The 23,613-nt window shown below is 72.0% G+C and carries 25 protein-coding genes; 10 read left to right on the top strand and 15 right to left on the bottom strand.

Annotated features, from left to right (window positions below):
• Both H0H10_RS39985 and H0H10_RS17855 read right to left on the bottom strand, forming a co-directional pair.
• Window positions 1-201, bottom strand: a 201-nt coding sequence (locus H0H10_RS39985) for a hypothetical protein (protein WP_223180022.1), incomplete at its 3' end; no start/stop codon positions are given.
• A 128-nt stretch (window positions 202-329) separates the two neighbouring features.
• Window positions 330-971 (bottom strand): DNA-3-methyladenine glycosylase, encoded by a 642-nt coding sequence (locus H0H10_RS17855; RefSeq protein ID WP_188181986.1) that lies wholly within the window; start codon window positions 969-971, stop codon window positions 330-332.
• A gap of 143 nt (window positions 972-1,114) precedes the next feature.
• Between H0H10_RS17855 and H0H10_RS17850 the strand changes: the two genes are divergently transcribed.
• From H0H10_RS17850 to H0H10_RS17840, 3 genes are all read left to right on the top strand, one after another.
• Entirely contained in the window at window positions 1,115-1,897 is a 783-nt protein-coding gene (locus H0H10_RS17850; RefSeq protein ID WP_188181985.1) for a sporulation protein, read from the top strand.
• Between the two features lie 40 nt (window positions 1,898-1,937).
• Window positions 1,938-2,477 carry a YbhB/YbcL family Raf kinase inhibitor-like protein gene (locus H0H10_RS17845; RefSeq protein ID WP_188181984.1) on the top strand — a complete coding sequence of 180 codons (540 nt, stop codon included), beginning with the start codon at window positions 1,938-1,940 and terminating at the stop codon, window positions 2,475-2,477.
• Window positions 2,478-2,676: 199 nt separating this feature from the next.
• Complete coding sequence (locus H0H10_RS17840) at window positions 2,677-3,183, top strand: HNH endonuclease (RefSeq protein WP_188181983.1); 507 nt, start codon at window positions 2,677-2,679, stop codon at window positions 3,181-3,183.
• Window positions 3,184-3,250: 67 nt separating this feature from the next.
• Here the strand turns inward: H0H10_RS17840 and H0H10_RS17835 are convergent, their stop codons facing one another.
• From H0H10_RS17835 to H0H10_RS17825, 3 genes are all read right to left on the bottom strand, one after another.
• Complete coding sequence (locus tag H0H10_RS17835) at window positions 3,251-4,207, bottom strand: SPFH domain-containing protein (RefSeq protein WP_188181982.1); 957 nt, start codon at window positions 4,205-4,207, stop codon at window positions 3,251-3,253.
• Between the two features lie 147 nt (window positions 4,208-4,354).
• Window positions 4,355-4,786 (bottom strand): NfeD family protein, encoded by a 432-nt coding sequence (locus H0H10_RS17830; protein WP_188181981.1) that lies wholly within the window; start codon window positions 4,784-4,786, stop codon window positions 4,355-4,357.
• 54 nt (window positions 4,787-4,840) lie between these two features.
• Entirely contained in the window at window positions 4,841-5,638 is a 798-nt protein-coding gene (locus tag H0H10_RS17825; protein ID WP_188181980.1) for an ABC transporter ATP-binding protein, read from the bottom strand.
• 149 nt (window positions 5,639-5,787) lie between these two features.
• On the opposite strand from H0H10_RS17825, the gene H0H10_RS17820 reads away from it, so the two are divergent.
• Complete coding sequence (locus H0H10_RS17820; protein ID WP_188181979.1) at window positions 5,788-6,576, top strand: Rv1486c family protein; 789 nt, start codon at window positions 5,788-5,790, stop codon at window positions 6,574-6,576.
• Between the two features lie 623 nt (window positions 6,577-7,199).
• Here H0H10_RS17820 and chpE read toward each other — a convergent pair.
• From chpE to H0H10_RS17805, 3 genes are all read right to left on the bottom strand, one after another.
• A complete protein-coding gene (gene chpE / locus H0H10_RS17815) occupies window positions 7,200-7,445 on the bottom strand; it encodes a chaplin ChpE (protein WP_188181978.1) in 246 nt (81 codons plus the stop codon).
• A 154-nt stretch (window positions 7,446-7,599) separates the two neighbouring features.
• Window positions 7,600-8,241, bottom strand: a complete 642-nt coding sequence (locus tag H0H10_RS17810) for a response regulator (protein WP_188181977.1) — start codon at window positions 8,239-8,241, stop codon at window positions 7,600-7,602.
• Window positions 8,234-9,379: a GAF domain-containing sensor histidine kinase gene (locus H0H10_RS17805; RefSeq protein ID WP_188181976.1), complete on the bottom strand. Its 1,146-nt coding sequence runs from the start codon at window positions 9,377-9,379 to the stop codon at window positions 8,234-8,236. Before H0H10_RS17805 ends, H0H10_RS17810 begins: the two co-directional genes overlap by 8 nt.
• Window positions 9,380-9,592: 213 nt before the next feature.
• Here H0H10_RS17805 and H0H10_RS17800 point away from each other — a divergent pair, with 213 nt between their 5' ends.
• The 3 genes from H0H10_RS17800 to H0H10_RS17790 all read left to right on the top strand — a co-directional run bounded on the left by H0H10_RS17800 (window position 9,593) and on the right by H0H10_RS17790 (window position 12,447).
• Complete coding sequence (locus tag H0H10_RS17800; RefSeq protein ID WP_188181975.1) at window positions 9,593-10,291, top strand: SDR family NAD(P)-dependent oxidoreductase; 699 nt, start codon at window positions 9,593-9,595, stop codon at window positions 10,289-10,291.
• On the top strand, window positions 10,288-11,370 hold the full coding sequence (locus H0H10_RS17795) for an S-adenosylmethionine:tRNA ribosyltransferase-isomerase (protein WP_188181974.1): 1,083 nt from the start codon (window positions 10,288-10,290) through the stop codon (window positions 11,368-11,370). The genes H0H10_RS17800 and H0H10_RS17795 overlap by 4 nt, the downstream gene beginning before the upstream one ends.
• A 339-nt stretch (window positions 11,371-11,709) precedes the next feature.
• A complete protein-coding gene (locus H0H10_RS17790; protein WP_188181973.1) occupies window positions 11,710-12,447 on the top strand; it encodes a transglycosylase SLT domain-containing protein in 738 nt (245 codons plus the stop codon).
• A 106-nt stretch (window positions 12,448-12,553) separates the two neighbouring features.
• Here the strand turns inward: H0H10_RS17790 and H0H10_RS17785 are convergent, their stop codons facing one another.
• On the bottom strand, window positions 12,554-15,154 hold the full coding sequence (locus tag H0H10_RS17785) for an ABC transporter ATP-binding protein/permease (RefSeq protein WP_188181972.1): 2,601 nt from the start codon (window positions 15,152-15,154) through the stop codon (window positions 12,554-12,556).
• Window positions 15,155-15,394: 240 nt separating this feature from the next.
• Between H0H10_RS17785 and H0H10_RS17780 the strand changes: the two genes are divergently transcribed.
• A complete protein-coding gene (locus H0H10_RS17780) occupies window positions 15,395-17,203 on the top strand; it encodes a streptophobe family protein (protein ID WP_188181971.1) in 1,809 nt (602 codons plus the stop codon).
• A 464-nt stretch (window positions 17,204-17,667) separates the two neighbouring features.
• Complete coding sequence (gene serB, locus H0H10_RS17775) at window positions 17,668-18,897, top strand: phosphoserine phosphatase SerB (protein ID WP_188181970.1); 1,230 nt, start codon at window positions 17,668-17,670, stop codon at window positions 18,895-18,897.
• Window positions 18,898-18,976: 79 nt separating this feature from the next.
• Here the strand turns inward: serB and H0H10_RS17770 are convergent, their stop codons facing one another.
• From H0H10_RS17770 to H0H10_RS17760, 4 genes are all read right to left on the bottom strand, one after another.
• Complete coding sequence (locus tag H0H10_RS17770) at window positions 18,977-19,495, bottom strand: SixA phosphatase family protein (RefSeq protein WP_188181969.1); 519 nt, start codon at window positions 19,493-19,495, stop codon at window positions 18,977-18,979.
• 119 nt (window positions 19,496-19,614) lie between these two features.
• The gene (locus H0H10_RS17765) at window positions 19,615-19,821 is read right to left on the bottom strand and encodes a hypothetical protein (protein WP_188181968.1); all 207 of its coding nucleotides are present in this window, start codon (window positions 19,819-19,821) and stop codon (window positions 19,615-19,617) included.
• Window positions 19,822-20,012: 191 nt separating this feature from the next.
• Window positions 20,013-20,129 (bottom strand): SGM_5486 family transporter-associated protein, encoded by a 117-nt coding sequence (locus H0H10_RS40540; protein ID WP_262506272.1) that lies wholly within the window; start codon window positions 20,127-20,129, stop codon window positions 20,013-20,015.
• Between the two features lie 34 nt (window positions 20,130-20,163).
• Window positions 20,164-21,531 carry a CynX/NimT family MFS transporter gene (locus H0H10_RS17760; RefSeq protein ID WP_373566850.1) on the bottom strand — a complete coding sequence of 456 codons (1,368 nt, stop codon included), beginning with the start codon at window positions 21,529-21,531 and terminating at the stop codon, window positions 20,164-20,166.
• 82 nt (window positions 21,532-21,613) lie between these two features.
• Here H0H10_RS17760 and H0H10_RS17755 point away from each other — a divergent pair, with 82 nt between their 5' ends.
• Entirely contained in the window at window positions 21,614-22,306 is a 693-nt protein-coding gene (locus tag H0H10_RS17755; protein WP_188181966.1) for a FadR/GntR family transcriptional regulator, read from the top strand.
• Here H0H10_RS17755 and H0H10_RS17750 read toward each other — a convergent pair.
• Together H0H10_RS17750 and fabI are read right to left on the bottom strand one after the other, a co-directional pair.
• A complete protein-coding gene (locus H0H10_RS17750) occupies window positions 22,284-22,631 on the bottom strand; it encodes a hypothetical protein (RefSeq protein ID WP_188181965.1) in 348 nt (115 codons plus the stop codon). The genes H0H10_RS17755 and H0H10_RS17750 overlap by 23 nt on opposite strands.
• A 209-nt stretch (window positions 22,632-22,840) precedes the next feature.
• A complete protein-coding gene (fabI, locus tag H0H10_RS17745; RefSeq protein WP_188181964.1) occupies window positions 22,841-23,608 on the bottom strand; it encodes an enoyl-ACP reductase FabI in 768 nt (255 codons plus the stop codon).
• Between the last annotated feature and the right edge of the window lie 5 nt (window positions 23,609-23,613).

The following is a 23,613-nucleotide window of genomic DNA, read 5'->3' as shown; positions in this document are numbered from 1 at the left end:
CACCCTCTCGGGCTTTCCTCCGGGCGCTTCCCTTCGGTCTTGCGTTTCCGACTCTATCAGATCCTTTTCGGATCCGATTCCCTGTCGGCGGGGTTTGTCGTCGGCTTTCTGGCTTCCGCCCGTCGGCCTTTCGACATTCACTACGTTAGCCGATTTCTCCGGCGACTCATAATCGAGTCTCGCGAGTTCGAATTCGGGCATGCGGGCACGCCGAAAACGTTCCCGCTGAGGGGAAGTCGTAGGTAGTGGGTTGGCCGCTTCCGGCTGCAGGCGATTGCCGTACCCGGTTCAAGCGGCTCGGGCTACGTTACGCGTCCCGCAAGTGCGAGTCAACTTCGGCGTCGCCTCGGCGTGTGGGCCCGATACGGGCTCACCGTGGGGTCGTCGGCGACCCAGTAGCGCCACGGGTGGACGCCGCCGTCCCCGGCCACGCCCGTGCGCGGACCGTTGCGTACCTGGTCAGGGGGTACGGGGACTCCGCTGAGGATGCGCAGGGGCGTGGCTCCGGAGGCGCAGGCGTCCGTGCCGTTCAGGGCGCGGTCCACGCCCAGGGCGGTGGCCAGTCGGGCGGGGCCTTTGGCCAGTTCCTTGTCGTTGCGGGCCGAGAGTCGACGGGTGCGGGCCAGTTCGGCGCCCTCGATGATCTCGCCGGCACGGAGCAGGACGGCGCTCGCCCTGCCTTCGGGACCGCACACGAGGTTCATGCAGAACCACATGCCGTAGGTGAAGTAGACGTACACGTGTCCGGGGGGACCGAACATCACGTCGTTGCGGGATGTGCGACCGCGGTAGGCGTGGGAGCCGGGGTCGTTCTCACCGTCGTAGGCCTCGACCTCGGTCAGGCGGAGCGCGATCGGACCGTCCGGGGTGGTGCGCACGAGGATGCGGCCCAGGAGGTCGGGGGCCACCTCGAGGATGGGGCGGTCGAAGAAGTTCCTGGGCAGGGGCGTACGGTCGGGGGTCGCGATCATGCCGTCCGAGCGTAACGCAGGTGGACGGGCGCGCGGGGTGGTCAGGGGGCGCCCGCCTTGCCAGGGTGAGGGGCGCGGAACCGGCCACGGCCGGATCGCGTTTGTAGGGATCAAGGGTTCACACGTCCTGGAGAGGGAGAGACATGGCGTTCAAGAAGCTGCTCGCGAGCCTGGGAGCCGGCGGGGCTTCGGTGGAGACGGTCCTCAACGAGGTCAACGTCGTGCCGGGCGGTGTCGTCCAGGGTGAGGTGCGGATCCAGGGCGGCTCCGTCGACCAGCAGATCGAGGGCCTGTCGGTCGGTCTCCAGGCCAAGGTCGAGGTGGAGAGCGGCGACCAGGAGTACAAGCAGGACATCGAGTTCACGAAGGTGCGGCTCGGCGGTGCCTTCGGGCTGAAGGCCGGTGCCGTGCACGCGGTGCAGTTCGGGCTGGAGATCCCGTGGGAGACGCCGATCACGATGATCGACGGGCAGGCGCTGCGCGGGATGAACATCGGGGTGACCACCGAGCTGGAGATCGCTCGCGCGGTGGACTCCGGTGACCTGGACCCGATCAACGTGCACCCGCTGCCGGCGCAGAAGGCGATCCTGGACGCGTTCATCCAGCTGGGCTTCCGCTTCAAGAGCGCGGACATGGAGCGCGGCCACATCCGGGGCACTCGGCAGAAGCTGCCGTTCTACCAGGAGATCGAGTTCCTCCCGCCGCAGCAGTACCGGGGGCTGAACCAGGTCGAGCTGAGCTTCGTGGCCGACGAGCAGGCGATGGACGTCGTCCTGGAGATGGACAAGAAGCCGGGGCTGTTCAGCGAGGGCAGCGACACGTTCCGGTCGTTCAAGGTGGGGCTGAACGACTACCAGGGGACCGACTGGGCGGCTTACCTCAACCAGTGGCTGTCCGAGGTCGGCAGCAAGCGCAACTGGTTCTAGGCTCGGTCACCACTGCACCGATCGATCAGGAGGTACCGAGGTGACCGAGCTCAAGCGGCGTCCGCTCCCCCATGACTTCCACCCGCCCGTGCCGTCGTTCACGGTCACGAGCGAGGACGTCCAGGAGGGGGCGACGCTCAAGGACGCTCAGGTCTACGCGGCCGGCAACACCTCGCCGCAGCTGCGGTGGGAGGGCTTCCCGGCCGAGACCAGGAGCTTCGCCGTGACGTGCTACGACCCGGACGCCCCGACGGGGAGCGGGTTCTGGCACTGGGTGGTGTTCGACATCCCCGCCTCGGTCACCGAGCTGCCGGCGGGCGCGGGCAGCGGCAAGTTCGAGGGCCTGCCGGAGGGTGCCGTACAGGTGCGCAACGACTACGGCACCAAGGACTTCGGCGGTGCCGCGCCCCCCGCCGGGGACGGGCCGCACCGGTACGTGTTCACGGTGTACGCCGTGGACCAGGAGAAGCTGGGTCCGGACGCGGAGGCCACTCCGGCGTTCGTCGGCTTCAACCTGCGGTTCCACACGATCGCGCGTGCGCAGCTGATCGGTGAGTACGAGGTGCCCGCCGAGGGCTGAGTGTTCCGAGCGTTCACGGAGCGTTTGCCCGCCCCTGGTCATGGAAGTGATCAGAGGCGGGCATTTTTGTTGCCGGGGGGCCACGGGGAGTTCCCCTCGTGGTGGCAGCGGATATTGCGTTGTCCATCCCGGCGTGCCCGGCCAGAGTTGACCCCAGCCCGCCAGGGGGTGGGCCGGTGCACACGGGAGGTGGGCTGGTATGCGGGACACGCTGGTACTGAACGCGAGCTTCGAGCCGTTGTCGACGGTGACGCTGAACCGAGCCGTCGTTCTGGTGCTTCAGGACAAGGCCGTCGTCGAGCAGGCCCACCCCGAACTGCGGATGCGCGGAGCCGCGGTCGACATACCGGCGCCCCGGGTGATCAGGCTCTGCCAGTACGTACGGGTGCCCTTCCGAAGACGTGCCCCGTGGTCGCGGCGGGGGGTGCTGGTCAGGGACCGGCACAGGTGCGCGTACTGCGGCAGGCGGGCGACGACCGTGGACCACGTGGTGCCGCGGTCGCACGGCGGGCAGGACACATGGCTGAACACGGTGGCCTCGTGCGCGGAGGACAACCACCGCAAGGCGAACCGGACTCCGGAGCAGGCGGGGATGCCGCTGCTGCGGGAGCCGTTCGAGCCGACGCCCGCCGACGCGATGCTGCTCGCGCTGGGGCAGGACGACTTCGACGCGCTGCCGGAGTGGCTCGCGCAGTCGGCGGCCTAGCGCCGGTTACGGGAACGGGGCTCACCTCCGCGTGGAGGTGAGCCCCGTTCCCGCGTGATCCGGCTGCTCAGTCGATGGTCGGCTTCTCGCGGCGCTCCTGGGCGGGGACGGTGCCCGCGGTGCTGCCGCCGCTTCCCGAACCGCCGCCCATCGGGCCGAAGTTGCCGATGGCACCGGACAGGCCCTTGAGGGCGTCGCCGATCTCGCTGGGGACGATCCAGAGCTTGTTGGCGTCGCCTTCGGCGATCTTCGGGAGCATCTGGAGGTACTGGTAGGAGAGCAGCTTCTGGTCCGGGTCGCCGGCGTGGATGGACTCGAAGACCGTGCGGATGGCCTGGGCCTCGCCCTCGGCGCGCAGGGCCGCGGCCTTCGCCTCGCCCTCGGCGCGCAGGATCTGGGACTGCTTCTCGCCCTCGGCGCGCAGGATTTCGGACTGCCGGACACCTTCGGCCTGGAGGATCGCGGCGCGCTTGTCGCGGTCGGCGCGCATCTGCTTCTCCATCGAGTCCTGGATGGAGGTGGGCGGTTCGATGGCCTTGAGCTCGACGCGGTTGACGCGGATGCCCCACTTGCCGGTGGCCTCGTCGAGGACGCCGCGCAGGGCCGCGTTGATCTCCTCGCGGGAGGTCAGGGTGCGTTCCAGGTCCATGCCGCCGATGATGTTGCGCAGGGTGGTGACGGTGAGCTGCTCGATGGCCTGGATGTAGCTGGCGACCTCGTAGGTCGCGGCGCGCGCGTCGGTCACCTGGTAGTAGATGACGGTGTCGATGTTGACGACCAGGTTGTCCTGGGTGATGACCGGCTGCGGCGGGAAGGGGACGACCTGTTCGCGGAGGTCGATGCGGTTGCGGATGGTGTCGATGAACGGGACCACGATGTTGAGGCCCGCGTTCAGCGTCCGTGTGTAGCGGCCGAAGCGCTCCACGATGGCGGCGCTCGCCTGGGGGATGACCTGGATGGTCTTGATCAGGGCGATGAAGACCAACACCACCAGGATGATCAAGACGATGATGACCGGTTCCATCGTCGTTCCCGTACCCTTCTCCGCCTCGGCGCTTTCGGCAGAACCTTGATGACTGCAGATCTTACGGATGTTGAAGATCTTGCTGGTCGAGTCTGACAGACCGTCGCGTACCTCGGGGGGCGTTCGCTCCAGTTGCGGCGGACGCGGTCACAGGATGATCGCCGTGGCCCCCTCGATGTCCACGACGTCCACTTCCTGGCCTGGTTCGTAGGCTCGGCCGGCGTCGAGGGCGCGGGCCGACCAGATCTCCCCGGCGAGCTTGATCCGGCCGCCGGAGCCGTCGACGCGCTCCAGGACGACGGCCTGCTTGCCCTTCAACGCATCGACGCCTGTGGCGAGTTGGGGTCGCTGGGCGCGGTGCCGGGCGGCGACGGGCCGTACGACGGCGATGAGGGCGACCGAGACGACGACGAAGACGAGTACCTGGACGACGAGGCCGGCGCCGACCCCGGAGGCGATGGCGGCGGCGACGGCGCCGACGGCGAGCATTCCGAACTCCGGCATCGCGGTCACGACGAGCGGGATTCCGAGCGCTGCCGCGGCGACGAGCCACCACACCCATGCGTCGATGTCGTTCACATGGTCATGGTAGGTCCGTGGGACGTACCGGGGACAGGGCGCACAGGGGGCGGGTCAGGACAGGGGAAGGCCCTGGGCGGTCCAGCGGTCGCCGACCTGCTCGACGACGAGCGGGAGGCCGAAGCAGAGGGAGAGGTTGCGGGAGGTGAGTTCGAGCTCCAGCGGGCCGGCGGCCAGCACCTTGCCCTGACGGATCATCAGGACGTGGGTGAAGCCGGGGGCGATCTCCTCGACGTGGTGGGTGACCATGATCATCGAGGGGGCGATCGGGTCGCGGGCGAGGCGGCCGAGGCGGCGGACGAGGTCCTCGCGGCCGCCGAGGTCGAGGCCGGCGGCGGGCTCGTCCAGGAGCAGCAGCTCGGGGTCGGTCATCAGGGCGCGGGCGATGAGGGTGCGCTTGCGTTCGCCCTCGGAGAGGGTGCCGAACTTCCGGTCGAGGTACTCGGTCATGCCGAGGCGGTCGAGGAAGGCGCGGGCGCGCTGCTCGTCGATGTCCTCGTAGTCCTCGTGCCAGCCGGCCGTCATGCCGTACGCGGCGGTCAGCACGGTCTGCAGGACGGTCTGGCGCTTGGGCAGCTTCTCGGCCATGGCGATGCCGGCCATGCCGATGCGCGGGCGCAGCTCGAAGACGTCGGTTCCGGGCTTGCCGAGGGTCTCGCCGAGGATGGTCGCGGTGCCCTTGCTCGGGTAGACGTAGCTGGACGCGACATTGAGGAGGGTGGTCTTGCCGGCACCGTTGGGTCCCAGGATGACCCAGCGCTCGCCCTCCTTGACCGACCAGGAGACCTGGTCCACCAGAGCCCGGCCCTCGCGGACCACGGATACGTCCTGAAGCTCCAGAACATCGCTCATGAGCGCGTTGTCTCCCCTTGCAGTGTGGCCGGTCTCGGCTGTCGCGTACGCCTGTGGCTCGGGCCGCCGCCGGTGGGCGCAGCCCTCTAGGAAATCTACGCCACCGGTCGGCTCCACCATTCCATCGGTCCGGTCCTTAGGGTGGAGACATGCTCTCGGAACCACGTGCAGGACGCCTTGCCTCCTGGGGAAATGCCCTTATTGCCGGACTTGTCTCGCCTGATGACGCTGTGCTCGCGATCGTCGCCGAGGACGCGGTGCACCGGGTGGAGGGGCTGCCGGACGAGTCGGCGCCGGTCGGTCTCACGCTCGCGCTGGGCCGGCTGCGGGCGCTCGGGGTGACCGGGCTGCGGGTCGCGCTGCCCGCGCCCGGGCATCCGCTGGGGCTGAGCGGGCCGCCGGAGTTCAACGCGCGGGCACTGGAGGCGGAGGAGGCGGTGGTCTGTCACGGCGCCGCGTTCGGGCTGGTGCCGGAGGTCTACGAGGCCGGGCCCGAGGGTGATGTGCACGTCGAGGTCGTCTGGCACTGCCTGCCCGTGCGGGAGGCGCCGCCGGCCGATGTGCCGTCGCTGGGTGAGGCGGAGCGTGAGCTGGCGGAGGCGCTGAGGGAGGCGACCGAGGTGCTGACGCGGCTGGACGTCGCCGGGTCGGGGCCGGTGGCCGAGGCGGCGGTGGCGGCGTACCGGGCGCGGGCCGAGCGGGGGCGGGAGGTGTTGGCGCCGGGGTATCCGCCGCGGGCGGTGCGGGTGCTGGAGCTGGCGCAGCGGGTGGGGGCGTTGATCTCGCTGGCGTACGAGAACGGGCACGGGGGTGCGGTGAGCGCGTCCGAGATGGCGGCGCGGGGGGCTGCGTTGCGGCCGGTGGAGCGGACGGCTCGGCGGGCGCAGGTCGCTGCGTACAACTCCGTTGTGGAGGAGCGGGAGCGGGGGGTGAGGTGACGTCGCCTTGTTCCCTTGGTGTGCGGGGGCGGCGTCGGTGTGGTGACGTCTCTCGGGGTGGGGAACGGCGTTCGTGCTGGCCGGGGGTGGGTGGCGCGGCCCGGCGCTGACGGGGTGCCGCCCGCGCCCACCCGTGCCGCCCCAGGCGGCACGACTGCCCGCGGTGACGACGGGTCGGCCGCCCGCGGTGACGACGGCGCGGCCGCGCGCGGTTACGACGGTGCGGTCGCCCGCGGCTGGGCGGGGCCGGCTGCCTGCGGTGACGACGGCCTGGCCGCCCGCGGTTACGGCGGGGCGGCTGCCTGCGGTGACGACGGGGCGGCTGCCCGCGGTGACGACGGGGCGGCTGCCCGCGGTGGCAATGGCACGGCTGCTCGCGGTTGGGTGAGGTCGGCCGCCCGCGGTTGCGGCGGGCTGGTGGCCCGCGGTGACGGCGGGCCAGCCGCTCGCGGCTGGGCGGGGCGGCTGCTCGCGGTCGCGGGGGCGTGTGCTCGCGGTCGCGGGGGCGTGTGCTCGCGGTGGTGGTGGTGGGGGGGGCTGGTCGCGGTTGCGTGGTGGGGTGTGGGCGGTCTCCCGGGTGGGGGCCCGGGAGGCCGTGGTCACCTAGCGGTCTTCGACCGGGGTCAGTCGTTGATGCCGAGGTTGCCGAAGGCGGGGTTCAGCACACCGATGACGTTCACGCTGTTGCCGACGGCGTTCACCGGGATGTGCACCGGTGCCTGGACGACGTTGCCGGAGGCGACGCCCGGGGAGGCGACGGCCTTGCCGTGGGCGGCGGCGCCGTCGGTGGCGGAGGCCACGCCCGCGCCGACGGCGATCAGCCCGCCGGCCACCATCGTCACGGCCGCTGCCTTCTTCAGGTTCTTCACTTACAAGCCCTCCTTGCGATTGCCGCGGCAGTCGCCGCGGCACGCACTGGAGAACGGCCGGGCACGACGAAGGATGCGCCGTGTGGGGGACATTCCCACGACGGTATGAATCTCCGACCGGAACGGAACCCTCCGGGTTGCCGACGCGTAGCAGTCAGCCGGCCACTCCATGGCGCACGGCCCACAGGGCGGCCTGGGTGCGGTCCGCGAGGTCGAGCTTCATCAGGATGTTGGAGACGTGGGTCTTGACGGTCTTCTCGGAGAGCACCAGCGCACGGGCGATCTCCCGGTTGGAACGGCCGTCCGCTATCAGGCCCAGCACCTCGCGCTCACGTTCGGTGAGGGCGCCTGCTCTCCCCTGGCCGGAGTTGCCCTCCTCCTGCGAGAGCAGGGCACCGGCGACCTCGGGCTGGAGCAGGATGTGCCCGGCGTGGACGGAACGTATGGCACCGGCCAGCGCGTCCGGGTCGACGTCCTTGTACACGTAGCCGGCGGCGCCCGCGCGCAGGGCCGGGACCACCGTGCGCTGCTCTGTGAAGCTGGTGACGATCAGCACACGCGCGGGGTTGTCCAGCTCGCGGAGCCTGCGCAGCGCCTCGACGCCGTCCATGCCCGGCATCTTGACGTCCATGAGGATCACGTCGGGCCGCAGTTCCTCGGCGCGCTCGACTCCCTCGGCGCCGTCCGCGGCCTCGCCCACGACCTCGATGTCGTCCTGCACCTCCAGGAACGTGCGCAGCCCGCGGCGGACGACCTGGTGGTCGTCGACGAGCAGCACCTTGATTGCGTCAGCCACCGGGGACCTCCATCTCGATCGTGGTGCCCTTGCCGGGCGCCGACTCCACCGCCAGCCGGCCACCGACCCCGCCGGCCCGGTCGCGCATCGAGACCAGGCCGAGATGACGTCCCGCGCGGCGCACCGCCCGCGGGTCGAAGCCGCTGCCGTCGTCGGTGACCCGCAGGACGGCTCCGGCGCCGCGCCGGTCGAGCGTCACGTCGACGTGTTCCGCGCCGGAGTGCCGGAGGGCGTTGTGCAGCGCCTCCTGGGCGACGCGCAGCACGGCCTCCTCCTGGGCGGCGGGCAGTGCCCTGACCCGGTGCCCGCTGAAGGTCACCCGCGCGCTGTGGGCGCGGTCGAGGACCTGGATCTGGGTGCGGAGGGTGGCGACGAGGCCGTCCTCGTCGAGGGCGGCGGGGCGCAGCTCGACCACGGCGGCGCGCAGCTCGTCGGCGGCCTCCGCGGCGAGCCCGGCGACCTGCTGCATCTCGCCCTTGGCGCGGGCAGGGTCGCGGTCGATCAGGGCGGCGGCGGCCTGGGCGGTCAGGCGCAGGGAGAACAGCTTCTGGCTGACCGCGTCGTGAAGTTCGTGGGCGAGGCGGGAGCGCTCCTCGGCGATGGTCAGCTCCCGGCTGCGCTCGTACAGGCGGGCGTTGGTGAGGGCGATCGCGGCGTGCTGGGCGAGGATGCCGAGCAGTTCCTCGTCCTCCTCGGTGAAGCCGCAGCCGCCCTCGGGCTTCTGACAGTTCTTGTTCGCGAGGAACAGGGCACCGATGACCTCGTCGCCGTCCCGGATGGGCAGGCCGAGGAAGTCGGCCAGGTCGGGGTGGGCGGACGGCCAGCCCTCGAAGCGGGGGTCCTTGCGGACGTCGGCGAGGCGCTCGGGTTTCGCGTCGTGCAGCATCGCGGCGAGGATGCCGTGCTGGCGGGGCAGGGGGCCGATGGCCTTCCACTGCTCGTCGCTGACGCCGTCGACCACGAACTGGGCGAAGCCGCCGTGGTCGTCGGGGACGCCGAGGGCGGCGTACTGGGCGTCGAGCAGCTCGCGGGCGGAGGCGACGATCGTCTTGAGGACGTCGCGCACCTCCAGGTGCCTGCTCATGGCCAGCAGCGCGGAGCTCACCGCGGCGAGGCCGGACCGGGGGCCGTGACTCATGTCCTCACGGTACCGGCGGGCACCGACAGCGCGGATGGGACCTGTGACGGCCGCCGCCTAGGGCGGTGGGCCTAGGCCGGAGGTCCGGCCCGTGGGACCTAGGGCGAAGGCCCCGCCGGGTTGCGGCCCGTGCCCGAGGCGCCCCGGCCGTCCCTGTTCCTACGTTGAGGCACACGCCGATCAGGAGGCGCGGACGACGAGGGGACGTGTGTCATGCCGGTAGCGATCATCACGGGGGCGTCGAAGGGGCTGGGCCGGGCGCTCGCCGATGCCCTGGCCGCGCGGGGCTGGGACCTGGTGCTCGACGCCAGGACGCCGGAGGTGCTGGGGGAGACGGCGCGGGCCCTGGAGCCGTACGGCACGCGCGTGGCGGCGCTGCCCGGGGATGTCACGGACGCCGGGCACCGGGCCGCGCTGGTGGCGCAGGCGTGGCGGTTCGGCGGTGTCGACCTGCTTGTGAGCAATGCGAGCGCGCTGGGCGCGGAGCCGCTGGTGCGGCTGGAGGAGCTGCCCCTGGAGGGGCTGCGGCGGGCGCTGGAGGTGAACGCGGTGGCGGCGCTGGGCCTGGTGCAGGAGGCGCTGCCGCTGCTGCGTGCGGCCGCCGCGGGCGCCGTGATCGCGGTCAGCTCGGACGCCGCCGCCGAGCCGTACGAGACGTGGGGCGGTTACGGGGCGTCCAAGGCGGCCCTGGACCACCTGGCGGCGGTGCTGGCCGTGGAGGAGCCGGGGCTGCGGGTCTGGGCGGTGGATCCCGGGGACATGGCGACGGACCTGTACGCGGCCGCCGTACCGGACGACGACGGTCCGCGGCCCGCTCCGGACAGTGTCGTCCCGGCGTTCCTGAGGCTGCTGGACGAGCGTCCGGCGAGCGGTCGCTACGGGGCGCCGGCACTGCTGGAGGGACGGCGATGACGTCGTCGGCGACGGGGACCGCCCCGCGCGGGCCGGTCCGGGCGTGGGGGAAGGTGCCGCGGGAGCTGTCGGCGCGGGTGCCGGCCGAGCAGCGGGGTCCCGGGCTGGACCGGAGCGCCGTACGGCTGCTGGTGTCGCGCGGGGTGGAGGTGTCGCACCACACCTTCGGGGAGCTGCCGCGGCTGCTGCGGGCCGGGGATCTGCTGGTGGTCAACACCTCGGCCACGCTCGCGGCGGCCGTCGACGGGCGGATCGGGCACGCGCGCGTGGTGGTGCATTTCTCCACGCGCGGGGACGACGGCCGGTGGGCGGTGGAGCTGCGGGCCCCCGACGGAAGGGGCACCACGCGCGCGCGTGCGGGGGCGTACGCGGGGATGGAGGTGGGGTTGCCCGGCGGCGCGGGGCTGGTGCTGGAGGAGCCGCTGAGCGCGCGCGGTGAGCGGTTGTGGTGGGCGCGGGTGACGGAGGAGGACGTGCCCGCGTTCCTGCGGGTGCACGGCCGGCCGATTCGCTACTCCTATACGGAGCGGGACCAGCCGCTGTCCGTGTACCAGACCGTGTTCGCGTTGCCGTCCGCCGACGGGGCGGGCAGCGCGGAGATGCCGAGTGCGGCGCGGCCCTTCACCGCCGGGCTGGTGGCGGAGCTGGTGAGCCGGGGGGTGCAGTTCGCGCCGGTGTCGCTGCACACAGGGGTGGCCTCGGCGGAGGCGCACGAGCCGCCGTATCCGGAGCGGTTCGCGGTGCCGGAGGCGTCGGCACGGCTGATCAACGCGGCGCGGGCCGGGGACGGCCGGGTACTGGCGGTGGGGACGACCGCCGTACGGGCCGTGGAGTCGGCGGCCGGTGCCGGCGGGGTCGTACGGGCGCGGGAGGGGTGGACCGATCTGGTGGTCACCCCGGAGCGCGGGGTGCGGGTGGTGGACGGGCTGCTGACGGGGTTCCACGAGCCGGAGGCCTCGCATCTGCTGATGCTGGACGCGGTGGCGGGGCGGGCTGCGGTCGACCGCGGTTACGAGGAAGCGGTGCGCCGGCGCTACCTGTGGCACGAGTTCGGGGACGTCCATCTCCTCCTGCGGTAGACGGCCCTCACCCACCGCATTGCTTCAGCAACCACGGGTGAGAAGCCCGGGCGGTCGGTGTGAGCCCGCACATAGGGCCCAGATCACGTACGAAGGGGAGTAGGAGAGCGACTCGTCCGTTTTGACCGGGGCGGATGGTCCATTCTGCCCCGTTTCGCCCTTCCCTGATCCACTACCCGGGATAGTACGTCACACCTTTGCCTCCGGATTTTGCGGCCGCTAAGAATTGCTCTCGTCGCTCAGCGCCGTGGGTTCCAGCCCGCGGCGTTTGTGCAGGAAGCACCCCTGTCCGCACCGGACGCGAGCGACCTCCGCGCTATTCGAAGAGGTCTGTCCCGCATGCTCAAGAACATCCTCACCCGTGCTCATAGTCGTCCCCTGACCCGCACCCACAAGATCGCGGTTGCCGGTGTCGGCACGCTCGGCGCAGCCGCCGTCGCCTTCAGCGCGGTGCCGGCCAGCGGTCAGACGGCCACGAGCGAGGTCGCCGCTCCCACGGCCAAGGTCGCGTACAGCACCGAGCAGATCAAGGACGTCCACGCCGGCGTCACCGACCAGCTCGCCGGTGCCAGCCAGAAGGTCGCCGCCATCGAGGCGAAGAAGCAGGCGGCCGCCGAGGCCGCCGCGAAGCAGAAGGCCGCCACCGCCGCGAAGAAGGCCGCCGCCCAGAAGGCCGCGCAGAAGCGCGAGGCCCAGCAGGCCGCGAGCCGGTCGGCCCAGCGCGCCGAGGTCAAGCAGGTCTCGGTGAAGAGCTACCCCAACAACCTCGACGGCTGGATCCGCGAGTCCCTCGCCATCATGAAGAAGCACGGCATCCCGGGCTCCTACCAGGGCATCCACCGCAACATCATGCGTGAGTCCTCGGGCAACCCGATGGCGATCAACAACTGGGACATCAACGCCCGCAACGGCATCCCGTCCAAGGGCCTGCTGCAGGTGATCCCGCCGACGTTCGAGGCGTACCACGTCCCGGGCACCCCGAAGAACATCTACGACCCGGTCGCCAACATCACCGCCGCCTGCAACTACGCGGCCGACCGCTACGGCTCGATGGACAACGTCAACAGCGCGTACTGAGGCCGGCGCGGACCTCTTCCCTCGCGGACGTACGCGAACGCACGCCGAACGCCGAAGGGCGGCACCCTCCTGACGGGGTGCCGCCCTTCGGGGCCTCACGGCAGCGTCACTTGCGCATGACCTCGGGCTCGTGGCGGCGCAGGAAGCGGGCCACGAAGAAGCCGCAGATCACGCCGAGGGCGATCAGCGCGGCCATGTCCATGCCCCAGGCGCCGACGGAGTGCTCCCACAGCGGGTCCGTCTCGGCGCCCTGCTCGGGCGGGCTGATCTTGTTGAAGTCCAGCGTGGCGCCCGCGGCGGCGACCGCCCACCGCGACGGCATCAGGTACGAGAACTCGTTGACGCCGACCGCACCGTGCAGGGTGAACAGACAGCCCGTGAACACCACCTGGATGATCGCGAACATCACCAGCAGCGGCATGGTCTTCTCGGCGGTCTTCACCAGCGACGAGATGATCAGGCCGAACATCATCGAGGTGAAGCCCAGCGCCATGATCGGCAGGGACATCTCGACCATCACGGCCCCGCCGAGGATCAGGCCCTCCTCCGGGATCTCCCGGCTGGCGAAGCCGATCACGCCGACCATCAGACCCTGCAGCACGGTGATCAGGCCGAGCACGAACACCTTGGACATCAGGTACGCCGAGCGCGACAGGCCGGTCGCGCGCTCCCGCTCGTAGATGACCCGTTCCTTGATCAGCTCACGGACGGAGTTGGCGGCGCCCGCGAAGCAGGCGCCGACCGCGAGGATCAGCAGGACCGTGGTGGCGGTGCCGTTCGGGATGATCCGGCCGGTCTGCGGGTTGGCCGGGTTGGGCAGCAGGCCCTTGTCCGAGTCGATCAGCAGGCTCACCGCGCCCAGCACGGCCGGCAGGATCACCATCAGGGCGAGGAAGCCCTTGTCGGAGGCGATCACCGAGACATAGCGGCGCACCAGCGTGCCGAACTGCGACAGCCAGCCCTGCGGCTTGGGCGGCTTCATCGCCTGCATCGGCGGGATCTGCACGGACTGCGGGGCGACGGCGTCGATGTCCGCGGCGTACATCTGGTAGTGCTGCGAGCCCTTCCAGCGGCCCGCCCAGTCGTAGTCGCGGTAGTTCTCGAAGGCGGAGAAGACATCGGCCCAGGTGTCGTAGCCGAAGAAGTTCAGCGCCTCCTCGGGCGGGCCGAAGTAGGCGACCGAACCGCCCGGGGCCATCACCAGCAGCTTGTCGCACAGGGCCAGCTCGGCCACCGAGTGGGTGACGACGAGGACCGTGCGGCCGTCGTCGGCCAGGCCGCGCAGCAGCTGCATGACGTCGCGGTCCATGCCCGGGTCGAGGCCGCTGGTCGGCTCGTCCAGGAAGATCAGCGACGGCTTGGTCAGCAGCTCCAGGGCGACGGACACGCGCTTGCGCTGGCCGCCGGACAGGGAGGTGACCTTCTTGTCCTTGTGGATGTCGAGCTTGAGCTCGCGCAGCACCTCGTCGATGCGGGCCTCGCGCTCGGCCGCCGTGGTGTCGGCGGGGAAACGGAGCTTGGCCGCGTACTTGAGGGCCTTCTTGACGGTCAGCTCCTTGTGCAGGATGTCGTCCTGCGGGACCAGACCGATGCGCTGACGCAGCTCGGCGAACTGCTTGTAGAGGTTCCGGTTGTCGTACAGCACCTCGCCCTCGTTGGCGGGGCGGTAGCCGGTCAGCGCCTTGAGCAGGGTCGACTTGCCGGAGCCGGACGGGCCGATGACCGCGATCAGCGACTTCTCGGGGACGCCGAAGGAGACGTCCTTGAGGATCTGCTTGCCGCCGTCGACCGTGACGGTCAGGTGGCGGGCGGAGAAGGACACCTCACCGGTGTCGACGAACTCCTCCAGCCGGTCGCCGACGATCCGGAACGTCGAGTGGCCGACGCCCACGATGTCGGTCGGGCCGAGCAGTTGGGAGCCGCCCTTGGGGATCGGCTGGCCGTTGACGTACGTGCCGTTGTGCGAGCCCAGGTCGCGGATCTCCATGCGGCCGTCGGGCGTCGCGTGGAACTCGGCGTGGTTGCGGGAGACCTGGAGGTCGGAGACGACCAGGTCGTTCTCCAGCGCACGGCCGATGCGCATCACGCGGCCGAGCGAGAACTGGTGGAACGTGGTCGGGCTGCGGTCGCCGTAGACCGGCGGCGCCCCCGCCGCGCCGCCGGGTCCCTGCTGGTGGGGGAAGTGCGGCGCGCTCTGCTGCTGCGGCGCGCTCTGCTGCGGTCCGCTCTGCTGCTGCGGCACGCTCTGCTGCGGCTGCTGCCAGCCGGCCTGTGGGGCCTGCTGCTGCGGGACCTGCTGCTGAGGCTGCTGCGGCGGCTGCTGGGCGGGGGCCTGCTGGGCCCAGCCCGGGTTCGCGCTCTGCGCGGCGTACGGCTGCTGCTGGGGCTGGGCCTGCGGCGTGCCGGCGGCGGCCGCGGAGCCGGTGAGGTTCAGCCGCGGTCCGTCGGTCGCGTTGCCCAGGTGCACCGCCATGCCGGGACCCAGCTCCAGCTGGTGGATCCGCCGGCCCTCCACGAACGTGCCGTTGGTGCTGCCGTGGTCCTCGATGACCCAACTGCGGCCGTTGAAACTGACCGTGGCGTGCCGCCAGGAGACCCTGGCGTCGTCGAACACGACCTCTCCCTGAGGATCGCGCCCGAGCGCATAAGACCTGGACGGATCGAGCGTCCAGGTCCGTCCATTACATTCCAGTACGAGTTCCGGCACTCCATGCCCCACTGAGTTGTCCCCCGAGTTACCCCCGTCGCGGGGAGTCTAGGGATGTCGAACATCGGGGGGAACTATTTCAGGCTCGGCCCCCTGACCGAAAGTCGGGCCTTGTGAAGAGTGCGTACGCGCGCACCGACGGTTTCCGTTGACGGGGTTGAAACCTGCCCGGAGAGTGGTAATCCACGCGAGGGGGACATGCGCGGCAACCCTGCCGCGCAGCGGATCGGGGGGTCTGCCATGAGCGCGTCCACGAGCGTCGGGACCGAGGAGTACGGCACGAAGGTGCCGTGGGTGGACGTCGTGCTGTCCGCGATCGCATCGGTGAGCTGGGCGTTGATCGGGATGGCGGGGACGGCGGCGCTCGGGCTGCACCTGCTGGGGGCGGGCGCGGCCGGTTCGCTGGGGCCGATGACCGCGGCGGTCGTGGCCCTCGGTGCGGGAGGGTCGGTCACACCGTCCGGTGACGTGTCGGCGTTCGGGCTGGAGAGCGCCCGGGCGAGCACCGCCATCGAGATCACGCCATTGGGGGTGGGGCTGGTCGGTGCGCTGCTGCTGTCGTTCTTCTTCCTGCGGTCGTTGCGGGCGGCGGGAGTTGTGGTCCCGCCCGCCGAACTCCTCGCGCGTGCGGGCGCGGTGGTCGCCCTCTTCGTGGCGATGCTGGGCGGACTGGCCTGGGCGGGCCACGACGTCATCACCATCGACGGCGGCTCGCTCGGGCTCGACGACCTGCCCGGCGGCGGTGGAGGCGGCGGTGTCGAGATTCCGGGACTCGGCGACATCGGGGACATCGGCGGACTGCTGCCCGACCGGATCGGCGACCTCGTCGACGCCGACGCGGCGGTCGGCTTCACCGTCGACACCGCGCCGACGTTGCTGGGCGGGCTGGGCTGGTCCGCCGGAATTCTGCTGATCGCGCTGCTGGCCTCGCGCCGCACTCCCCTGCCGCGCGGGTGGGAGGTCCTGCACCGGGTGGTGCGGCCCGCGGTGTCCGCGCTGGTCACGGTGCTGGTCACGGCGGTGGCGGCCGGGTACGCGGCGGCGGCGTACGCGGCGATCGGCGACGACCGTCCCGGGCGGATCGCGGGCGCCGCGCTGCTGGGCGCGCCCAACGGGGTCTGGCTCGGCCTGCCGATCGGCCTGTTCGTGCCGTGGGACGGGCGGGCGACGGGCGAGCTGGCCGGGCTCCTTCCGGATCCGCTGGACGAACTGCTGCGCGTGAGCGCCGACGAGCCGGTCACGCTGGGACGGCTGGCGGAGCTGGACGGGCGGGTGTGGCTGCTCGGGGTGGCGGCGGCGCTGTCGATGCTGCTTGCGGGCGTGCTGACGGCCGTGCGGACGCCCGTGGGGGCCGACGAGCGCGCCGTGGGCTTCGCGGGGCGGTGTGCGGTGCGGCTGGGGGTGGCGACCGCGTCGGCGCTGCCGCTGCTGGCCTGGCTGACGGAGGTGTCCGTGGACGCCTCGCTCTCGGTGCTCGGCTTCGACGCCTTCGGGGCCGGGATCGACCTGCGCGGACACCTCGGTACGGCCCTGCTGCTGGGCGCCGTGTGGGGGGCGGGGGCTGGGGCCGCGGGGGCACTGCTGGCGTGGGCGAGCGGGGCGGCGGGCCGGCGGGCGGCGCCGCTGGCACTGGGTGCCGGGGCGCCGGGAGCGCGGCGGGCGCCCGGTGCGGCCGGGAGTGCGCCCGGCGCGGTCGAGGGTGCGGACGGTGCGGTCGAGGATGCGGACGGTACGGTCAGGGGTGCGGACGGTGGGTCGTACGCGGCGCCGTCGTCCGGGCCGTACCTGCCCGGGCGGCCGCACCGGCCGCCCGACCCGGACACCAATCCCTATCTGCGACCGCTGGACGAGCCGCGAGGTCCCGACGACGACGTGTCCGGCGCGCCCACGGTGGCCGGGCCGCTGGAGCCGCCTCCGCGCGGGCCCGGGCGGCCTCCGGGGTCCGGCGAACGGTCCGGGAACCGGCCGCCGTCCCGGTGGGGCGAGCTCCCTCCTCCCCCGCCGCCCCCGCCTCCGGCACCGCCGCGACGGCCGAGGGACGGACAGTGATCCGGCCCGGGTCCGGGCCACATCGCCGCCCGCGATCCGGCCTGCCTCCGAGCCGGGGCGCGGCCTCTCATCCTGATCCGGCCTGCGGGGGAACGGCCCGGGAACCGGCCACCGTACCGGTGGGGAGCTCCCTCCTCCCCCACCACCCCGCCTCCGGCACCGCCGCGACGGCCGGTGGACGGGCAGTGATCCGGCCCGGGTCCAGGTCGTAGCGCGGCCAGTGGTCCGGCTGCCGTCCGAGCTGCGGCGCAAGCGCTGTCCGGGCCGCTGCGCAACCCGTGGGCCGGGCCCGTAGTGCGGCCTTCTCGTCCGGGACGTGCTCCGGGGTGCCCGTGGGCTCCGTGAATCCCGGCCCTTCAGGGAAACGCAAGGTCCGCGTCATCCGTGCGCCACCGAGTGTTCCGTGTCCGCCAGCCGGACCTGGCGGGCGGAAGGCACCGCGTGCCGGATACGGTGGGAACACCATGAGCGCTTCGCAGACTGACGTTCCCACTCTCCTCGTCAAGATCTTCGGCAAGGACCGTCCGGGCATCACGGCCGGCCTGTTCGACACCCTCGCCGCCTACTCCGTCGACGTGGTCGACATCGAGCAGGTCGTCACCCGTGGCCGGATCGTGCTGTGCGCGCTCGTGACCGAGCCGCCCCGGGGGCTGGAGGGCGATCTGCGGGCCACCGTCCACAGCTGGGCGGAGTCGATGAAGCTGCAGGCGGAGATCATCTCCGGCATCGGCGACAACCGGCCGCGCGGTCTCGGCCGCTCCCTGGTCACCGTGCTCGGACACCCGCTGACCGCGGAGGCCACGGCCGCCATAGCGGCCCGGATCACCGAGACCGGCAGCAACATCGACCGTATCTTCCGGCTCGCCAAGTACCCCGTGACCGCCGTCGAGTTCGCGGTGTCCGGCGTGGAGACCGAGCCGCTGCGCACCGCCCTGGCCACCGAGTCCGCGGCGCTCGGCGTCGACGTCGCGGTCGTCTCCGCCGGGCTGCACCGGCGGGCGCAGCGCCTGGTCGTCATGGACGTGGACTCCACGCTCATCCAGGACGAGGTCATCGAGCTCTTCGCCGCGCACGCCGGCTGCGAGGACAAGGTCGCCGAGGTGACGGCGGCCGCGATGCGCGGAGAGCTGGACTTCGAGCAGTCGCTGCACGCGCGCGTGGCGCTGCTGGAGGGGCTGGACGCCTCGGTGGTGGAGAAGGTGCGCAGCGAGGTGCGGCTGACGCCCGGTGCCCGCACCCTGATCCGTACGCTGAAGCGGCTCGGCTACCAGGTGGGGGTGGTCTCCGGCGGGTTCACCCAGGTCACCGACGACCTCAAGGACCGGCTCGGCCTGGACTTCGCCCAGGCCAACACGCTGGAGATAGTCGACGGCAGGCTGACCGGCCGGGTCACCGGGGAGATCGTGGACCGGGCGGGCAAGGCGCGGCTGCTGCGCCGCTTCGCCGCCGAGGCCGGGGTGCCGCTGTCGCAGACCGTGGCGATCGGTGACGGCGCCAATGATCTGGACATGCTGAACGCGGCCGGGCTCGGGGTCGCCTTCAACGCCAAGCCGGTGGTGCGCGAGGCGGCGCACACGGCGGTGAACGTGCCGTTCCTGGACACGGTGCTGTACCTGCTGGGCATCACCCGCGAGGAGGTCGAGGCGGCGGACACGCTGGACCAGCACCTCGGCCGGGACGTCGAGCTGCACTGAGCGTCGGTCGGGCGTCGGTCCTCCGCACGGCGAGGGCCCGGTACCGCCTGGGTGCCGGGCCCTGTCGCGTGGGTCGGGGTCAGTCGGTCGGCACCCAGTAGTCGACGAGCGAGGCGGCCCCGGGCTCCACGTCCTTCCAGGTGCCGGTGAACGTCAGGACGGCGAAGGCGGCGGCCGGGAAGCCGCGCCGGCCCATCAGCTCGCGGGCCTCGTCCTCGGCCGACCCGGCCAGGACGTCGGCGAGCCCCTGCATCCCCGGGTTGTGGCCGATCACCAGGACGTTGTGCAGGTCGTCGGGGGTCTCGTTGAGCACGGCGATCAGTTCGCCGGGCGATGCCTCGTAGATCCGCTCCTCATAGACGGTTTTCGGCCGCTGCGGGAACTCCTGAACGGCGAGCTTCCAGGTCTCGCGGGTCCGGGTCGCGGTGGAGCACAGGGCCAGGTCGAAGGGGATGCCGGTGTCGGCCAGCCGGCGTCCGGCCTCAGCGGCCTCCTTGCGGCCCCGGTCGGCGAGCGGCCGCTCGTGGTCGGACACCTGGGGCCAGTCGGCTTTCGCATGCCGGAAGAGGACAATCCTGCGGGGTTCTGCGACGCTCATGCAACCCAGCTTCGCATGAAACAGGCCATGGGGCGCAGGGAGTTGACATGCGCGTTCGGGCCGCCGGGAAGCGCGGTCGGGGCGTCCCGTCGGGCCTCGCGCCCCCGGGCCTCGCCGGGCTAGCCCGCGGTCAGCTGCCGCACCCGCTCCAGGAACCGGGTCAGCCCGGGGTCGCCCGCGGCCGCGTGGGCGTCCGCGGGGTGGAGTATCAGCAGGAGCAGGGTGACGAAGGCGAGCGTGGGGAGGGCGAGGGCCCACCAGGGCAGCCGGAAGTCGACGCCGCCCCGGGTCGCCGGGTGGGGCCGGGTGTGCGTTCGGGCCGGCATGTGCGCCTCCGCTGGTCTTCGGGTCCCTGTCCGTGCTCCGCGATCCGCCCGTCGCGGTCACATCTCGACGTTAGGGAATCCGCGGGCCTCAACCCATCCGGAGGTCCACCCACTTGACCCTGAGCCTCACCCCCTAGGGGACAGGGGGGACAACCCCACCATCGGCCCGGACGGGCCGGGCCGTGGTGGGGTCAGGGCGCGGCGATCGTGGCGATGACGCCGATGATCACGAAGATCGCGAGGAAGCCGCCGAAGACGAGCAGCATCTTCTTCTGGCCTTGCTGGGGGTTCGGGTCCAGGACTGGCATACGGAAAGTCTCGCATCCCCCGCGCGGGCCGGGGTCAGCGGGCCGCCTCCTCCTCCACGGTGCGGTTGCGCCCGGCCAGGACGCCCACCACCATCTGCGGCACCATCAGGGCGCTCATCAGCGCGATCGGCAGTCCCCAGCCGCCGCTGTGCTGGTAGAGCACGCCGACCAGGAGCGGGCCCGGGATGGAGATCAGATAGCCGGTGCTCTGTGCGAAGGCGGACAGCTGGGCGACGCCGGCGCCGGTCCTGGCCCGCATGCCGACCATGGTGAGGGCGAGCGGGAAGGCGCAGTTGGAGACGCCGAGCAGCAGGGCCCAGGCCCATGCGCCACCGGCCGGGGCGAAGTACAGGCCGGCGTACCCGGCGAGGCCGCACACGCCCAGCACCAGCACGATGGGGCCCTGGTTGGGCAGCCGGGTGGCCACGCGCGGGATGACGAAGGCCAGCGGGACGCCCATCACCATGGTGACGGCCAGCAGCAGTCCGGCGGTGCCGGCGGCCACGCCCGCGTCCCGGAAGATCTGCGCCATCCAGCCCATGGTGATGTAGGCGGCGGTGGCCTGGAGGCCGAAGAAGACGGCGAGCGCCCAGGCCGTACGGCTGCGGGTGATCCGCAGCGCGGGCTGCTCGGCCGGCCGGTTCTTGGCCGCGGCCGCGCTCTCGGCGGGGGCGGTGGAGGCGTCGCCGCCGGGCGCCGGCACGGACGGCGACGCGGACGCGGCTCCCCGGTCCTTCACGAAGGGGATCCACGGCAGGACGGCCGCCGCCCCCAGCGCGGCCCACACGGCGAGGCCGGGCTGCCAGTCGCCGCCCAGCGCGTTCGTCACCGGCACGGTCGCCGCGGCGGCGATCGAGGTGCCGAAGGCGAGGGCCATCGAGTACACGCCGGTCATGGAGCCGACCCGCTCGGGGAACCAGCGCTTGACGATGACCGGCATCAGGACGTTGCTGACCGCGATGCCCATGAGCGCGAGGGCGGTGGCGGCCAGGAAGCCCGCCGTGCCACCGGCGAACGGACGTATCAGCAGGCCCGCCGTGATGGCGGCCATGCCCGCGCACACCACCGCCCCGGGTCCGAAGCGGCGGGCGAGCCGCGGGGCGGTGACGCCGAAGACGGCGAAGCAGAGCGGGGGCACGGAGGTGAGCAGTCCGGCGACGCTGCCGCTCATGCCGAGCCCGTCGCGGACCTCCTCCAGGAGCGCGCCGAGGCTGGTGATGGCCGGGCGGAGGTTGAGGGCGGCCAGGACGATACCGAGGACGAGCAAACGTGTCGTCCATGCCGTCCACGCGCGCGTGTCGGACGGCTGCCCGGACTCCCCGGGTTCGGGTGCCCGGGCGTCGCGCGCGGCCGGGTTGCTGACGGTCGTGGAGTTCAGCGTCCGGGTTTCCTCACTAGCCATGAGGCCCATCATAGAATCATGGGATGATTGGCTGTCCACTGTGCGGTTGCCCGCCGCCGGAATCCGTGTGCAAAGGTGAGCCATGCCCCTGAGCCATCCCCACCGCTCGGCGCTTTCCGAGCAGGTCATCGCCGCGCTGCGGCAGCAGATCACCTCGGGCGAGTGGCCGGTCGGCTCCCGCATTCCGACCGAGCCCGAGCTGGTCGAGCAGCTGGGCGTCGCGCGGAACACGGTCCGCGAGGCGGTCCGCGCGCTGGCGCACAACGGGCTGCTGGACATCCGCCAGGGTTCGGGCACCTACGTCGTGGCGACCAGCGAGCTGGCGGGCGTCATGCACCGCCGCTTCGCCGACGCCGACCCCCGGCACATCGCCGAGCTGCGCTCCACGCTGGAGTCGGCCGCCGCGCGCATGGCCGCCGAGCGGCGCACGGAGAAGGACCTCAAGCAGCTCGACGCACTGCTGGTACGCCGCGAGGAGGCGTGGGAGTCGGGCGACACGGAGGCGTTCGTGACGGCGGACGCGACGTTCCACCTGGCCGTGGTGGCCGCCTCGCACAACGACGTGATGACCGCGATGTACGCCGACCTGGGCGAGGTGATGCGGGACTGGCTGCGGGAGGACGTCGGCGAGGAGCTGACGCCGGAGACGCACATGGACCACACGCGGCTGGTCGACGCGATCCGCACGGGTGACGCCGAGACGGCCCAGGAGGAGGCGGCGGGTTATCCGTTCCTGTGCCGGCCCGGCCGGTTCAGCTCACCCGACCGTGGCTGACCCAGGCCGACGCGACCTCTTTCCAGCAGCGTCCGGTCAGCCGTACGGTCTGCGCGGGCAGGGCCTCCACCGCGGCGCCGTCGGTGTCGAGGTCCCACCAGCGGGCGCATTCGACGTGCAGGCTCACCCGGTCGGTCTCCGGGTACGGGTTGTGGCAGTACGCAGTCACCCGGGAGCCGTCGACGCGGACGCGGCACGCGGCGCCGAAGTCCTCCGCCGGCGTGTCCGCGGTCGCCACGCGCGCGTGGGACATCGCCTCGTACGGCAGGAGCAGCACGCACACGACGGCGAGGGGCGCTGCGGCCAGGACGCGGGAGAAGCGCACAAGGGACCTCCTCGCCGTGCTGGGGAGGGAAGCGCGTGGTGAACTCGTTCTCCAGCGTGCGTGGCCGGGGTCCGCGCCGCGCGGCCGGCTGGGCCGGACGGGTGACATGCGCCGGACGGGTGACATGCGCCGGAGGGGTGACATGCGCCGGAGGGGTGACATGCCGAGGGCCCGCGTCCCGAAGGACACGGGCCCCGGCGGGCGCTCGGTCAGGCGCCGATGGCGTGCAGACCGCCGTCGACGTGGATGATCTCGCCCGTGGTCTTCGGGAACCAGTCGCTCAGCAGCGCGACGATGCCGCGGCCGGCCGGCTCCGGGTCCTTGAGGTCCCACTCCAGCGGCGAGCGGCTGTCCCACACGGAGGCCAGCTCGCTGAAGCCCGGGATGGACTTGGCGGCCATGGAGCCGATGGGGCCCGCGGAGATGAGGTTGCAGCGGATGTTCTGCTTGCCCAGGTCGCGCGCCATGTAGCGGTTGGTGGCCTCCAGGGCGGCCTTGGCCGGGCCCATCCAGTCGTACTGCGGCCAGGCGTACTGCGCGTCGAAGGTCAGGCCGACGACGGAGCCGCCGTTCTGCATCAGCGGCAGGCACGCCATGGTCAGCGACTTCAGGGAGTACGCCGAGACGTGCATGGCCGTGGCGACCGACTCGAACGGCGTGTTCAGGAAGTTGCCGCCGAGCGCGTCCTGCGGCGCGAAGCCGATGGAGTGCACGACGCCGTCGAGGCCGCCGAGCTCCTCGCCGACGATGTCCGCGAGGCGGCCGAGGTGCTCGTCGTTGGTGACGTCGAGCTCGATGACCTTGGTGGGCTTGGGCAGCTTCCGGGCGATGCGCTCGGTCAGCGTGGGCCGCGGGAACGCGGTCAGGATGATCTCGGCGCCCTGCTCCTGGGCCAGCTTGGCGGCGTGGAAGGCGATGGAGGACTCCATCAGCACACCGGTGATCAGGACGCGCTTGCCCTCGAGGATTCCACTCATGGTGT

This window comes from Streptomyces griseicoloratus, from assembly GCF_014534645.1.
GTDB lineage: Bacteria > Actinomycetota > Actinomycetes > Streptomycetales > Streptomycetaceae > Streptomyces > Streptomyces griseicoloratus.
Note: the sequence above shows the minus strand (reverse complement) of the source record. Positions and strands in the feature narration are given on the sequence as shown.

Excerpts from the sequence above, each read along its gene's own strand:
- H0H10_RS17780 (WP_188181971.1), top strand. The coding sequence starts at position 15,395 with ATGAGCGCGTCCACGAGCGTCGGGACCGAGGAGTACGGCACGAAGGTG.
- H0H10_RS17840 (WP_188181983.1), top strand. The coding sequence starts at position 2,677 with ATGCGGGACACGCTGGTACTGAACGCGAGCTTCGAGCCGTTGTCGACG.
- H0H10_RS17795 (WP_188181974.1), top strand. The coding sequence starts at position 10,288 with ATGACGTCGTCGGCGACGGGGACCGCCCCGCGCGGGCCGGTCCGGGCG.
- H0H10_RS17825 (WP_188181980.1), bottom strand. The coding sequence starts at position 5,638 with ATGAGCGATGTTCTGGAGCTTCAGGACGTATCCGTGGTCCGCGAGGGC.
- H0H10_RS17835 (WP_188181982.1), bottom strand. The coding sequence starts at position 4,207 with ATGGAACCGGTCATCATCGTCTTGATCATCCTGGTGGTGTTGGTCTTC.
- H0H10_RS17800 (WP_188181975.1), top strand. The coding sequence starts at position 9,593 with ATGCCGGTAGCGATCATCACGGGGGCGTCGAAGGGGCTGGGCCGGGCG.
- H0H10_RS17755 (WP_188181966.1), top strand. The coding sequence starts at position 21,614 with ATGCCCCTGAGCCATCCCCACCGCTCGGCGCTTTCCGAGCAGGTCATC.
- fabI (WP_188181964.1), bottom strand. The coding sequence starts at position 23,608 with ATGAGTGGAATCCTCGAGGGCAAGCGCGTCCTGATCACCGGTGTGCTG.
- H0H10_RS17760 (WP_373566850.1), bottom strand. The coding sequence starts at position 21,531 with ATGGCTAGTGAGGAAACCCGGACGCTGAACTCCACGACCGTCAGCAAC.
- H0H10_RS17770 (WP_188181969.1), bottom strand. The coding sequence starts at position 19,495 with ATGAGCGTCGCAGAACCCCGCAGGATTGTCCTCTTCCGGCATGCGAAA.
- H0H10_RS17820 (WP_188181979.1), top strand. The coding sequence starts at position 5,788 with ATGCTCTCGGAACCACGTGCAGGACGCCTTGCCTCCTGGGGAAATGCC.
- serB (WP_188181970.1), top strand. The coding sequence starts at position 17,668 with ATGAGCGCTTCGCAGACTGACGTTCCCACTCTCCTCGTCAAGATCTTC.
- H0H10_RS17765 (WP_188181968.1), bottom strand. The coding sequence starts at position 19,821 with ATGCCGGCCCGAACGCACACCCGGCCCCACCCGGCGACCCGGGGCGGC.
- H0H10_RS17850 (WP_188181985.1), top strand. The coding sequence starts at position 1,115 with ATGGCGTTCAAGAAGCTGCTCGCGAGCCTGGGAGCCGGCGGGGCTTCG.
- H0H10_RS40540 (WP_262506272.1), bottom strand. The coding sequence starts at position 20,129 with ATGCCAGTCCTGGACCCGAACCCCCAGCAAGGCCAGAAGAAGATGCTG.
- H0H10_RS17855 (WP_188181986.1), bottom strand. The coding sequence starts at position 971 with ATGATCGCGACCCCCGACCGTACGCCCCTGCCCAGGAACTTCTTCGAC.
- H0H10_RS17790 (WP_188181973.1), top strand. The coding sequence starts at position 11,710 with ATGCTCAAGAACATCCTCACCCGTGCTCATAGTCGTCCCCTGACCCGC.
- H0H10_RS17805 (WP_188181976.1), bottom strand. The coding sequence starts at position 9,379 with ATGAGTCACGGCCCCCGGTCCGGCCTCGCCGCGGTGAGCTCCGCGCTG.